This window comes from Amycolatopsis echigonensis (assembly GCF_002846615.1).
Taxonomy (GTDB): Bacteria; Actinomycetota; Actinomycetes; order Mycobacteriales; family Pseudonocardiaceae; genus Amycolatopsis; species Amycolatopsis echigonensis.
Genome location: NZ_PJMY01000003.1, coordinates 855,646 through 867,086, shown reverse-complemented (window position 1 = coordinate 867,086; position 11,441 = coordinate 855,646). Strand labels below are relative to the sequence as shown.

The 11,441-nt window shown below is 69.8% G+C and carries 12 protein-coding genes and 1 pseudogene; 8 read left to right on the top strand and 5 right to left on the bottom strand.

The window, feature by feature from the left end; all coding sequences use genetic code 11:
• Window positions 1-178 precede the first annotated feature (178 nt).
• Window positions 179-367, top strand: a pseudogene (locus ATK30_RS08535) (dual-specificity RNA methyltransferase RlmN); the annotation flags it as partial.
• 28 nt (window positions 368-395) lie between these two features.
• Entirely contained in the window at window positions 396-668 is a 273-nt protein-coding gene (locus tag ATK30_RS08530) for a hypothetical protein (RefSeq protein WP_101435110.1), read from the top strand.
• Here the strand turns inward: ATK30_RS08530 and ATK30_RS08525 are convergent.
• Both ATK30_RS08525 and ATK30_RS08520 read right to left on the bottom strand, forming a co-directional pair.
• Window positions 655-1,260 (bottom strand): TIGR03086 family metal-binding protein, encoded by a 606-nt coding sequence (locus ATK30_RS08525; RefSeq protein WP_101435109.1) that lies wholly within the window; start codon window positions 1,258-1,260, stop codon window positions 655-657. The genes ATK30_RS08530 and ATK30_RS08525 overlap by 14 nt on opposite strands.
• Before the next feature lie 55 nt (window positions 1,261-1,315).
• Window positions 1,316-2,227 carry an alpha/beta fold hydrolase gene (locus tag ATK30_RS08520; RefSeq protein ID WP_101435108.1) on the bottom strand — a complete coding sequence of 304 codons (912 nt, stop codon included), beginning with the start codon at window positions 2,225-2,227 and terminating at the stop codon, window positions 1,316-1,318.
• 87 nt (window positions 2,228-2,314) lie between these two features.
• Between ATK30_RS08520 and ATK30_RS08515 the strand changes: the two genes are divergently transcribed.
• Window positions 2,315-2,890 carry a TetR/AcrR family transcriptional regulator gene (locus tag ATK30_RS08515; protein WP_101435107.1) on the top strand — a complete coding sequence of 192 codons (576 nt, stop codon included), beginning with the start codon at window positions 2,315-2,317 and terminating at the stop codon, window positions 2,888-2,890.
• Here the strand turns inward: ATK30_RS08515 and ATK30_RS08510 are convergent.
• Window positions 2,887-5,058: a molybdopterin-containing oxidoreductase family protein gene (locus tag ATK30_RS08510; RefSeq protein ID WP_101435106.1), complete on the bottom strand. Its 2,172-nt coding sequence runs from the start codon at window positions 5,056-5,058 to the stop codon at window positions 2,887-2,889. The genes ATK30_RS08515 and ATK30_RS08510 overlap by 4 nt on opposite strands.
• An 82-nt stretch (window positions 5,059-5,140) precedes the next feature.
• On the opposite strand from ATK30_RS08510, the gene ATK30_RS08505 reads away from it, so the two are divergent.
• Both ATK30_RS08505 and ATK30_RS08500 read left to right on the top strand, forming a co-directional pair.
• Window positions 5,141-6,676 carry an HD domain-containing phosphohydrolase gene (locus tag ATK30_RS08505; RefSeq protein ID WP_101440703.1) on the top strand — a complete coding sequence of 512 codons (1,536 nt, stop codon included), beginning with the start codon at window positions 5,141-5,143 and terminating at the stop codon, window positions 6,674-6,676.
• 54 nt (window positions 6,677-6,730) lie between these two features.
• A complete protein-coding gene (locus ATK30_RS08500) occupies window positions 6,731-7,135 on the top strand; it encodes a nuclear transport factor 2-like protein (protein WP_101435105.1) in 405 nt (134 codons plus the stop codon).
• A 53-nt stretch (window positions 7,136-7,188) separates the two neighbouring features.
• On the opposite strand, the gene ATK30_RS08495 is transcribed toward ATK30_RS08500, so the two are convergent.
• On the bottom strand, window positions 7,189-7,803 hold the full coding sequence (locus ATK30_RS08495) for a VOC family protein (protein WP_101435104.1): 615 nt from the start codon (window positions 7,801-7,803) through the stop codon (window positions 7,189-7,191).
• Between the two features lie 53 nt (window positions 7,804-7,856).
• Window positions 7,857-8,264 (bottom strand): MmcQ/YjbR family DNA-binding protein, encoded by a 408-nt coding sequence (locus tag ATK30_RS08490; protein WP_101440702.1) that lies wholly within the window; start codon window positions 8,262-8,264, stop codon window positions 7,857-7,859.
• A 49-nt stretch (window positions 8,265-8,313) separates the two neighbouring features.
• Between ATK30_RS08490 and ATK30_RS08485 the strand changes: the two genes are divergently transcribed.
• The 3 genes from ATK30_RS08485 (at window position 8,314) to ATK30_RS45310 (ending at window position 11,417) form a co-directional block, all read left to right on the top strand.
• Window positions 8,314-9,852: a PucR family transcriptional regulator gene (locus ATK30_RS08485; RefSeq protein WP_101435103.1), complete on the top strand. Its 1,539-nt coding sequence runs from the start codon at window positions 8,314-8,316 to the stop codon at window positions 9,850-9,852.
• Window positions 9,853-9,970: 118 nt separating this feature from the next.
• A complete protein-coding gene (locus ATK30_RS08480) occupies window positions 9,971-11,233 on the top strand; it encodes an NAD(P)/FAD-dependent oxidoreductase (protein WP_101440701.1) in 1,263 nt (420 codons plus the stop codon).
• Window positions 11,234-11,240: 7 nt separating this feature from the next.
• The gene (locus ATK30_RS45310) at window positions 11,241-11,417 is read left to right on the top strand and encodes a hypothetical protein (protein WP_167441862.1); all 177 of its coding nucleotides are present in this window, start codon (window positions 11,241-11,243) and stop codon (window positions 11,415-11,417) included.
• The last annotated feature ends 24 nt before the right edge of the window (window positions 11,418-11,441 follow it).

The following is an 11,441-nucleotide window of genomic DNA, read 5'->3' as shown; positions in this document are numbered from 1 at the left end:
GGCAAGCGGAGGTCCCGAAAACCCCGGGGCGGGCGGCCAGAACCACCCGCGGCAGGCCTGCCCGCCCTGGAACCACGTTCGCCTGCGTTGCCGGTCACAACGCCGCTGCACGATCCGGAAGAGTTGCTTGCCGCTGCGGGCCAGCGGCATCGTGCAGGTGCTTGACACGTTCGGCTCGGGCCAGCTGGTGCACGTCAACGTGATCCCGTTGAACCCGACGCCGGGTTCGAAGTGGGATGCGTCGCCGAAGCCGGTGGAGCGGGAGTTCGTGCGGCTGGTGAATGCGGGCGGGGTCGCGTGCACCGTGCGGGATACCCGTGGTCAGGACATCGCGGCGGCCTGCGGACAGCTCGCCGCCGAGGGTTGAGCGAACAGTTCAGAGTGGAGTAGTTGTCTTGTTGTGTGCGCCGAGCCTGCTCGATCCGGCGGCTGAGGAACTGAAGCTGGCTGACGTCAACGGCCGCCAGACCGCCGTGGACGTGGCCCGGACCGCCCGCACCCTGCTGGGCGAGCGGTTCGATTCGGGAAGTTTCATGTACGTCCTGATGCGCGCCTTCGAAGTCGACTACCGCGAGGCCTCCCGGTGGCACGAATTCCACGGCGGAGCGGCGGCGCTGTCGGACGACGCGTTGGAGAAGCTCCTCGCCCCCTGGCTCACCGCTCGCTGAATCGCCGCGGATCCCGGCCCATCAACCGCAGCAACCGGTCCTGCCGCGTGGCCGATTCGCTGACCGCTGTCCCCGGCTCGGCGAAGAACCGGTGCGTTGTGTCCGCGGCGATGGGGGATTCCGCCAGTCCGGCGTAGATCGTCTCGAGGTTGTCGCTGATCCACGCGACCAGATCAGGGTCGAGACGGTCGTCGGCACCGACAGCTCGGGCGAGATCCCAGGCATGGATGACGGAATCCGTGGCACGCACGGCCAGCGCTTGGCGGCCAGTCACCTTGCCGAGCGGGTAGTCGAGCACCTGGTCCAGCGCGCCGGGGCGGCTGAAGGCCTCGGCGACTAGCTGCACCGACGCGGTGTAGGCGGCGAGCGGGTCGTCGCCAAGGGCGTCGGTGTCGCGCAGGTGCAGGAACTGCTCGCGGGTGCCGCCGGCCAGTAGGTCGACGTAGTTGAGATTGCCTCGGACCATGTGGTTGACGAGATGACGCACGTTCCATTCCGTGCAGGGCGTCGGGGCGGTCCACTGGTCGGGGCGGACGGACGTCAGGCGCTGGTCGAATTCGGTGCTGGCGGCGAGGAAGCGGCCGAGGATCATGTCCGCCAGTCTTTGGCCGCGAGGACGTTCTCGCTGGCGCAAATCCGACGTGGCATTACCCCGCGTGGTCGATGAACGAGGTCACGGCGGCCACGACCGCGTCGGGCTGCTCGTCCGGAATGAAGTGTCCGGCGTCCGGGAGGACGACGCCGGTCGCTTGGTCCGCCCACGGGCTGAGGGAAGCGCCCATGTCGGGGATCGAGCCGTGGGAGCTGGAAATTCCCAGGACGGGGACAGTCAAACGCTGCCGGTCGAGAGCGTCCCGATTCTTCCGCGCTGATTCCGCGGCATCGCGGTAGTAGGCGAGAGACGCGCGGAGACCGCCCTCAGCTGCGATGGCGGCGGCGTAATGCTCGGTTTCGGCGCTGTCGAACGTGTCCGGGGAAAAGGCTTTGGCGTTCAGGAACCAGTCGACGTAGTCGCGTTCGCGACCGGCGAGCAGGGTCTCGGGAAGCTCCGGCACCAGGTGGAACGTGAAATGCCAGGTCTTCCAGGCCCGCTCGGGATCCGTGGGGACGGAGTCCGGGAGGGTGATCCCGGGGATGCCGGCGTCCAGCAGCGCGACGCCGTGCAGGCGCTCTTCGTACTTCAGGGCCAGCGAGAAGGCGACCCAGGCCCCGATGTCGTGGGCGACGAGCCAGTACTTCGGCACGTCGAGCGCGGTCACCGCGGCCTGGACCCGCGAAGCGACGGTGTGCGTGTCGTAGCTGTCGCGCGGACGGTCGGAGTGGCCTTGTCCGGGCAGGTCGATGGCGAGCACGCGGAATCGATCGGCGAGGCCTGGCATCGCTTTGCGCCAGGCCCACCAGGTCTGCGGGAATCCGGCGAGCAGAACGACGGCAGGGCCAGTCGGGTTGCCGCCTTCCACAGCGTGCAGCTGGATGCCTTCGGCGTCGACCCAGCGGTGACTGAATCCCGGCAGGTCGGGCAGCGGCAACTCGGGGAGGGGGTGCGCGGCGTCAGTCATGGCTCGAGCCTACCTCATCTTGAACCGATCAGTTCAAGATGAGGTAGGCTGGTCACGAAGGCAGGGCTCAGGAGAGGCGAACGCGCGATGGCCGGAAAGAAGCAGTTCGACATGGACGTCGTGCTCGACGCGGCGATGGTCCAATTCTGGCGAGCAGGGTACGCGGACACCTCGCTGGACGACCTCTCCAAGGCGACCGGGTTGAACCGCAGCTCCATCTACTCTTCGCTCGGCGACAAGGATTCCCTGTACCTGCGCTGCCTGGACCGTTACGCCACGCGCTACGGAGAGAGGTACGAGCAAGCCCTGTCGAAGGCGGCGGACGACCCGCTGCGGGCGATCCGGGAGTTCTTCGAAGTCACCCTGAACCGCATCGCCGACCCCGGCGTGCCGGATGGCTGCCTAGTCGCCCAGACCGCGATGGCGATACCGGTGCTGAGCCCGGACATCGCCGCGCGCGCGACCGAAGCTCTGGGCCTTCAGCGGGCGCGGCTGCGGACCGCCTTGCGTGCCGCGAAGGTGGCCGACGCCGACGACTTCGCCGTTCACCTCGCGGCGGTCAATCAGTCGCTGGCCGTGATGAGCCGTGCTGGGACAAGTCCGAAACAGCTCCGCGCGATCGTTGACGTCAGCCTGAATGCCCTTTCGCAGAAGCGGAACTAGCTGTCTTTGGCGATCTCGCAGAGGGAAGCGCGCAACGGCGAGCTGCCGCTGATCGGATCGCTCGGGCCTTGGCCCAGCACGAGGTTGAGGTTCGCGCTGCCGTCGCCGAACGGCGGATAGCCAGGCAGGCCGAGTTCACCGGCGGGCTGCCACCAGCCGTGCTGTCCGCACACGACGTTCGGCCGCAGGTTGACGTTGAACTTCGCCTTCGCGCGGACGCTTCCCAACGGCGTCTCCAGCCGCACCCAATCCCCGGCGCCGATTCCTCGGGCCGCGGCGGTTTCCGGATGCAGTTCGACGGCGGGCTCCGGCGCGGATTTGCGCAGGCTGGTGATTTCCCGATGCTGGGTTTCGCAGAAGAACAGCGACTTCGCGCAGGTAAGGATCAACGGGTACCGCGTCGCCAGATCCGGTCGGGACAGCGGGCTGATCGACGGTTCGGTGAAGGTCGGCAACGGCGGATATCCGTGTTCCAGCAACGGTTTCGAGTACAACTCGACCAGACCGGACGGCGTCCGGAAGCCGCGTTGTTCGTACTTGCGGTACACCGTTTCCAGCGGCAGCCGGATTCCTTCCGGTGCGGCGCGCAGCTGGTCGAGCGTGATACCGCTCGGCGCGAGTTGATGGTGCCAGGCCGACTCGATGTCTCCGTTGAAGAACTGGTGGCCCAGGCCGAGCGCGACGGCGAGATCGAAGATGATCCGCAGATCCGACCGGGCCTCGCCGCGTGCGGCGACCAACGGCTGTCGCAATTGGACAGTCGACTGCGCGGCCTGGCTGGTCTCGAAACCGATCCGCAGCGCTTCGGCTTCCCAGGCGCTTGCCGCGGGCAGTACGAGGTCCGCCTGCTCCGCCGTCGGGTTCAGGAACAAATCCGTGTGGACGAAAAAATCCAGCGCGCGGAGAGCGTCGCGGCCTCGCGCGCTGTCGCCGTGCGCCATGACCAGGTTGCCGCCGAAGTTGACCAGCGCCCGGGCCCGGTAGGGCGCTCCGTCCAGCGCCGCGCGGTAGAAGTCCTCGCCGGTGACGAACTCGAACCTCGCCGGACCGAGCGGACGCTCCTGCACGCCGATGGTCTTGGCGCGCTGTTCGGGCGCCAGCAGCTCCCGGCCGTCGATCGGGTTGGTCGGCACGGGCGTGAACAGTACGTTCCCGCCGGGTGCGTCGATGCATCCGGTGAGCGCGTAGAGCTGGCCGATCGCGCGGACGGTCTGCGTCGCGTTGCTGTGCTGCTCCAGCCCGCTCCAGGTGTAGAACGCGACCGGACGCTGCTCCCACAGCAGTCGAGCCGTGGCGACGATCTGGTCCGCGGGCACGCCGGTGATTTCCTCAGCGGTCTCGGGCGGGTACTTCGCGCACTCCTCGACAATCAGGTCCCACACCCGCCGGGACTCGCCGACCGGTTGAGAGGCGTTGGTCCACCGTTCGACGAATTCCTTGTCGTACCAACCGTTGTCGATCATCACGCGGGTGAGCGACAACGCCAGCGCCGCGTCCGTGCCCGGGCGGACGCGCAGCCATTCGTCGGCCTTGCTGGCCAGCCCGGCGCGCCGGGGATCGACCACGACGAGCTTGGCTCCGCGGCGCAGTGCGGCGGTGGTCGCGGTGGCGTGCGCGAGCCGGGAGACCGACGGGTTGTAGCCCCAGTAGAGGATGCACTGCGCGTTCTCAAGATCGGGCAGGTACGCGCCGGGGACCGGCTCGCCCCAGGTGTAGAGCGTGGCGAGGTGACGGCCCCAGCCGCAGAGTTCCATGTACACGGCGAAGTTGGGACTGCCGAAGGCGCGCCGGAGCCGGGTCAGCCATTCGACGGTGTCCGACATCGCCGACGTCGACGGCGAGGCGGTGCCGAACACCACCGCTTCCGGTCCGGATTCCTCCGCGATCGTCGTCAGCCGGGACGCGATCGTCGCCAGTGCCTCGTCCCAGCCGATGCGCTCCCAGCCCGGATCGGCCGCGCCTTTCGGAGCGGTGCGGCGGAGGGGATGCAGCAGCCGGTCCCGATGCGCGACGATCTCCGGCGCGGCCTTGCCTTTGACACAGATCGCGGCACCGGTCGGATGGCCGGGCAGCGGACCGAGCGCGAGCAGCCGCCCGTCCTCGACCGTCGCGGTGGCCCCGCACTTCGACACGCACAGCGGGCAGAACGTCGGCACTTCGGTCGCCATCGCGCACCTCCGGACTCTGCCTGGAAGTCGGGACTGTGCCGTCCGGCGTAACAACCGGAATTTCAACGGCGACCTTCCCGACGTGAGCAGAGCCGCGCCGGTGCGGTTGTCCGAATTGGTCGCCACGCTGTCTCTGGTGGCCGACCTCGGCATGGGCCGCCCGATGGAGCGCGTGCTGCGGCAGACCGTCATCGCCCTGCGGCTGGCCGACGCGGCCGGTGCCGACGACAGCGTGCGCGCGGCGGCTTACTACACGTCGTTGCTGACCTGGGTGGGCTGCGCCGCCGACACCAGCGAACTGGCCGCCCTGTTCGGCGACGAGACCGAGCTGTACGCCGACAGTCACGACGGCGACCTCGCGGGGGTCGCGATGGCGATGTTCGTCCTGCGGCACCTCGGCCGCGGCGGTCCGCGACTCCGCCGCGCCGCGCTCGTCGGCCGGTTTCTCGCCACAGCCGGCCGGTCGGTGCAGCAGGTCATGCAGGCGCACTGCCAAAGCGCGAGCGAACTGGCCGGACGGCTCGACCTCGGCGAGGACGTATGCCGTCCGCTGCTGCAGTCCTTCGAACGCTGGGACGGCCGCGGCGTCCCCGGCGACGCCGGCGGCGCGGACCTCGATCCGGCGATCCGGCTGGTCCAGCTCGCCGACAACGTCGAGGCTTTCCACGACACCGCGGGCGTCGACGGCGCGGTCGCCGTCGCCCGGGAACGCCGGGGCACCCAATTCGACCCGGCGCTGGTCGACTGCTTCCTGAACCACCGCGGCGACATCTTGGCCGGGCTGGACCGGATCCAGGCATGGGATGAGGTGATCGCGCTGGACCCGCGGCTAGGCGCGGCGTTGGCTGACGACGAACTCGACCGCGCACTGCAGGCGTTCGCCGACTTCGCCGACCTCAAATCGCCGCCGCGGCTCGGGCATTCCCGCGGAGTCGCTTCGCTGGCCGCGGACGGCGCGACCCGGCTCGGCCTCCCCGCGCCGGACGTCCGGCTGGTGCGCCGCGCGGGCTGGGTGCACGACATCGGCATGATCGGAGTTCCGAGCGCGATCTGGAACGCGACCCAGCCGTGGACGCTCGCGCAGGCCGAACGTGCCCGCACGCATCCGTACCTGACCGAACGGATGCTCACCGGAATGCCCGGCCTCGCCGCGGTCGCCCGCTGCGCGGCCCAGCACCACGAACGACTCGACGGTTCCGGCTACCCGCACGGACTTTCCGGCGACGCCCTGCCGATGACGTCGCGGGTCCTCGCCGCCGCCGATGTCTACCACGCGCTCGGCGAACCGCGCCCGCACCGCGCCCCGCTCGCTTCCGACGCGGCCGCGCGGGTGCTCACGTCCGAAGCCCAGGCCGGACGCCTCGATCCCGATGCGGTGAGCGCGGTTCTGACTGCGGCGGGGCAACGAGTCCGCCGCACGCCGGCCGGGTTGACCGCCCGGGAGACCGAGGTCCTGCTGCACCTGGCTCGCGGGCTGTCGAATCCGGAGATCGCCGCCGCGCTCACGGTGTCCCGCAAGACGGTTTCGACGCATCTGGAACACATCTACGCGAAACTCGGCGTGACGACCCGGACGCAGGCCGCGCTGGTCGCGATGCACCGCGGTCTGGCCGGGTGAAAGATCGGGCAGTTACCCGATCCGGCGGCTTGGGTCGAGCCGTAGACCTGAGGCATGACTACACAACTCCAGGCCTCCCGCATCTCCCGGGCGGGCGCCTTCATCGAAGCATTGAGCCGGCAGGACTTCGCGCGGATGTCGTCCGCATTGGACAGTGCGGTGGAGCTGACGGCCTTGCTGCCGCCGGGATTGCGTGAGTTCCACGGTCCGGCTGAGGTCACCGCCGCGTTCACCCATTGGTTCGGCGAGGTCGACGATTTCGAACTCGCCGAGGGCGAGGTGGACCGGGTCGGCCCGCGCCTGCACCTGCGCTGGCGAGCGCGAGTGCGCGCGGAACGGCTCGGCGAGGGCTGGTTCGCGGTGGAACAACAGGCGTATGTGGACGACGACGCGGACGGGCGGTTCTCGCGGATGGTGCTGCTGTGTTCTGGTTATTGTCCGGAGGGCGGGGCTCGTTGAGTGTCGGTCACCTTCTCGTGAGTGTTCGTCCCGGTTCTAACCGGGACGAACACTCACGAGGCCAGAACCGAAGTCTCCCAAGCGAATCCGTCCGGGTCCGTGATCCGCCCGGCGTTCCCGCCGATGGTCAGGAGATGCGAGCCCGAACCCGCCTCCGGCACCCCGGCGTCCTTCGCCAGTGCCTTCCGGCCGTAAAGCGCCAGCTTGATCGGGCTGGTCTCGAACTCCACGTACTTGCGCCCGTAGCTCTTGCCGACCGCGAGCCCGTGCGAGACGTAGAACTGTTTGGTCGCCGCCACATCCGACGCGCCCAGCAGCAACACCATCTGGTCGTATTCCCGGACCCCCGCGCCGGAGTCCTTCTTCGTGGAAGTCGCGACCTTCCAGATCGCGCCGTCCGGAGCCTGCACCACTCCGCCGAAACCCCAGAACGACTTAGCTGCCGGTTTCAGGGAAGTAGCGCCCGCGGCGAGGGCGGCGTCCAGGTAAGCGACGGCGTTGGCCGGCTGGGAAACGGTGAGCGACAAGGTAAATCCGCGGAAGCCGGTGCTCGGCGCGGCGGCCTGCCGGAAGCGGAGACGGTCGCCCAGATCGAATGCGGCGGTGTAGAAGCGTTCGGCGGCGGCGACATCGGGAACGTCCAGGGTGACGAAGTCGAAGGAAGTCATGCCGTAAACGCTAAGTCCGGCACCGGCCCGGATGCTTCTTGATTCCTGATCGCTTACCGAGACCGGTTCCCCGCCAGCCACGCCTCGCGACGGCGCGGTGACGCACGGGACAGCCAGGCGTCCTCGACGACCTCGGCCAGCTCCTGCCGCGTCAGTTCGCCGAGGCGGGAGGCGCGGACCAGCACCGACAGGTGCCCGTTGAAGTGCGGGGTGGTGAAAAACGGGCTGTCCGGGTCCTGGACCAGCGCCTGCTTGTCCGATTCGGACGGCACCCAGAACACGATCACGTCCGGATACCGTTCGCCGGTTTCCGGGTCGAAGGCGTCCGGCCGCGGTGTCCGGAAGAACACGAAGGACTTGCCGCCGACCTGGTAGACGGGGTTCTCCTGCGAGCCGCGCACCACCGTGACGTGGGGCATCCCCAGCGCCAGCTCGTGCACGTCCTCGACCCGCGCCCGCATGACCTGCACGATACGACTCCGGGCGCGCCGCGTCAGGTATGAACAGGGCATGGTCACCCTGGATCGGCTCGTCAACGTCCTCGGCGGGTACGGCGCACGGTTGTGCTGCTGTCCCGTCGCGCGAGAGGCGGCGTTGCGGGACGTGGTGATGGACGACCCCGCCGATCCGCGCGGGCTGCGCGGCGACGTCTACCTGGCGGTGGGCGTCGAATCGGTGCTGGAAGCCATCGAACGGGCCACCGCGGCGCGGGCGTCGGTAGTGCTGGTGCGCGGCGCGACGCCGCCGGGACCGGAGGAGGTCGCGCAGGCGGAGAACGGCCCGGTCGCGGTGCTGCTCGTCGACCCGGAAGTGTCGTGGGGCCAGCTCGCGGGCGTGGTCTACGGCCTGGTCCTCGAAGGGCGCGAGACGGAATCCGGGCGCGGCCCGACCGACCTGTTCGCGCTGGCCGACAGCCTCGCCGACGCACTCGGCAGCGCGGTCACCATCGAAGACCAGCTGTCGCGAGTGCTCGCGTACTCCAGCCGTCAGCAGGGAGCGGACCGGGTGCGGCTGGAGACGATCCTCGGGCGGCGAGTGCCGGACCAGGTGCGCGACCTGTTCGAGCGCCGTGGCGTGTTCGCACATCTCGCCGTTTCGGATGAGCCGTTGTTCGTCGAACCCGATCCCGAGCACGGGCTCACCGGACGCATGGTCGTCGCGGTCCGGGCCGGACGCGAGACTCTCGGGTCGATCTGGGTCGAGTGCGAGGAGCCGCTGTCGGACGTCCGGCGCACCGTCCTGCACGACAGTTCCCGCACGGTCGGGCTGCATTTGCTGCGGTCGCGGGCGAGCGCTGACCTCGAACGGCAGGTCGAGTCGGACCTGGTGATCCGGCTGCTGGAAGGCACTCCGGACGCGGCGGCCGTGCTGAGCAGGCTCGGCTTGCCGCCTGGGCGGTTCCGCGTGGTCGCGCTCCAGGCGCACATCGCCGACGAACGGCACGCCGCGCTGTTGCTCGCGTTCGAGCGCGCGACCACCGGGTTCGGCTGGTCGCGGCCGGGCCGGAGCACGTTGTTCAGCAACACCGTCTACACCGTCCTGCCCGGCGAGGACGTCGAGACCGCCCGCGCGTGGATCGACGGGATCCGGGACGCGTTGCCCGCGCAGGTCACGGTCGCGGCGGGCATCGGCGCGCCCGCGTCCACCGCGGATTTGCCCGCCAGCAGACGGGAATCCGACGAGTGCCTCGCGCTGCACGACGTCCGCCCGAAACCCGGCGCGACCGTCGCCTACGACGAGTCCTGGGACGACATCCTGATCCTCCGCCTGCGCGCCGCCGCGGCAGCGGGACGAGCCCCGGCCCGCGGTCCCATCGCGGACCTGGCCAGGCACGACGCGGCCCACTCGACCAGCTACGTCGCGACCCTGCGCGCGTGGCTCGAGACCCAAGGCGACCTCACCGAAGCGGCCGAACGGCTCGGCGTGCACCCCAACACCATCCGCTACCGGCTGCGGAAGATGGCCGACGTGACGCCGCTGCGGCTCGATCTGCCCGCGAAGCGGCTGGCGATGATCATCGAGCTGGCGGTCGCCGATCCGCAGGATTGACCGATCCGGACAAACCGGCCTGCCCTGTTTGGCCGAACTCGACAAAGACCGGCCGCCGGATCCGGGTCATCCTGGCCGCATCAGCACAACCAGCGGCACGGCTTCGGCGGAGGAACACATGGGCGATCTCGACCGGTTGGACGGCGGGCCGCGTTCGGCGATCGTGGTCGGCGCGGGCATCGTCGGTTTGTCGACCGCCTGGTTCCTGCAGGAACGCGGCGTGCGAGTGACCGTCGTCGACCGCGAGGGCATCGCGGCGGGCTCGTCGTGGGGCAACGCCGGTTGGCTTTCGCCGGGGCTGTCGATTCCGCTCAACGAACCCGCCGTCCTCCGCTACGGCCTGCGCACCCTGCTCGACCGGCAGGCACCGCTGCACGTCCCGGCCAGCCCGGACCCGCGGCTGTGGCAGTTCCTGGCCCGTTTCGCGGCGAACTGCACCCACCGGTCCTGGACCCGGGCAGTGCGCGCGAACCTGCCGTTCAACGAGGAATGCCTTGAAGCGTTTGACATCCTGACCGCGAACGGCGTGGAAGCGCCGACCATCGACGCGCCCATCACCGCCCTCTTCGAGACCTCCGCGAAGGCACAAACGCTGGTCAAGGAGCTGGACCGGCTCGGCGACGCCGGGCAGAAGGTGTCCTGGACCCAGCTCGCCGGACCGGAACTGCGCGAGCATTTCCCGCAGGTCACCGACCGGATCGGGGCCGGCATCCGGATCGACGGCCAGCGCTATGTCGACCCGGGCCGGTTCGTCGAATCGCTGGCCCGCGCGGTGGTCAGCCGCGGCGGCACGATCCGGCACCGGTTCGAGGTCGCCGCGATCCGCCGGCACGAGTACGCCTACACCGTGTTGTCGGCGAACGGGCAGACCGTCAACGCCAACGCCGTCGTGCTCGCCACCGGCGCGTGGCTGGGCGAGCTGGCGCAGAAGTGGGGCGTACGCGTCCCGGTGCGCGCCGGCCGCGGGTACTCCTTCACCGTGCCGACCGATGAGCCGGTGCCGAGCCCGATGTACCTGCCGGACATCCGGGTCGCGTGCACGCCGTACCAAGGCGGGCTGCGGGTGGCCGGGACGATGGAATTCCGCAAGCCGGACGACCCGCTGTACCCGGCGCGCGTCGACGCGATCATCGCCTCGGCCCGGCCGCTGCTCAAGGGCCTGCGCTGGGACCAGCGCACCGACGCCTGGGTCGGCTCGCGCCCGATCAGCGCCGACGGACGGCCGGTGATCGGCCAGACCGGCGCGCCCGGGATGTACGTCGCGGGCGGACACGGCATGTGGGGCCTGTCCCACGGCGCGATCACCGGGAAGCTGCTCGCCGAGCAGATCGTCACCGGCAGGCAGCCCGAAACGCTGCGGCCGTTCGACCCGCTGCGGTGACCCGCGCATGTCCGCCGAGCCCGTGGGGCAGCCGCTGACCGGGGACGAGCACGCCGAACTGCTCTTCCTCCGCGCGGAGAACGCCTTGCTGCGCACCGAAAGAGACATCCTGGTGAAAGCGGCGGGCTGGTTCGCCGCCGACGCCGGCGTGCTCGACCGCCGCACCGAGCCCGAGCCCCGCTGACCGCCGCGGGACTCCTCGAAAGTC

Bases quoted from the DNA above. Each gene is read 5' to 3' on its own strand.
- ATK30_RS08525 (WP_101435109.1), bottom strand. From the start codon at position 1,260: ATGATCCTCGGCCGCTTCCTCGCCGCCAGCACCGAATTCGACCAGCGC.
- ATK30_RS08520 (WP_101435108.1), bottom strand. From the start codon at position 2,227: ATGACTGACGCCGCGCACCCCCTCCCCGAGTTGCCGCTGCCCGACCTG.
- ATK30_RS08515 (WP_101435107.1), top strand. From the start codon at position 2,315: ATGGCCGGAAAGAAGCAGTTCGACATGGACGTCGTGCTCGACGCGGCG.
- ATK30_RS08510 (WP_101435106.1), bottom strand. From the start codon at position 5,058: ATGGCGACCGAAGTGCCGACGTTCTGCCCGCTGTGCGTGTCGAAGTGC.
- ATK30_RS08500 (WP_101435105.1), top strand. From the start codon at position 6,731: ATGACTACACAACTCCAGGCCTCCCGCATCTCCCGGGCGGGCGCCTTC.
- ATK30_RS08495 (WP_101435104.1), bottom strand. From the start codon at position 7,803: ATGACTTCCTTCGACTTCGTCACCCTGGACGTTCCCGATGTCGCCGCC.
- ATK30_RS08490 (WP_101440702.1), bottom strand. From the start codon at position 8,264: ATGCGGGCGCGGGTCGAGGACGTGCACGAGCTGGCGCTGGGGATGCCC.
- ATK30_RS08485 (WP_101435103.1), top strand. From the start codon at position 8,314: ATGGTCACCCTGGATCGGCTCGTCAACGTCCTCGGCGGGTACGGCGCA.
- ATK30_RS08480 (WP_101440701.1), top strand. From the start codon at position 9,971: ATGGGCGATCTCGACCGGTTGGACGGCGGGCCGCGTTCGGCGATCGTG.
- ATK30_RS45310 (WP_167441862.1), top strand. From the start codon at position 11,241: ATGTCCGCCGAGCCCGTGGGGCAGCCGCTGACCGGGGACGAGCACGCC.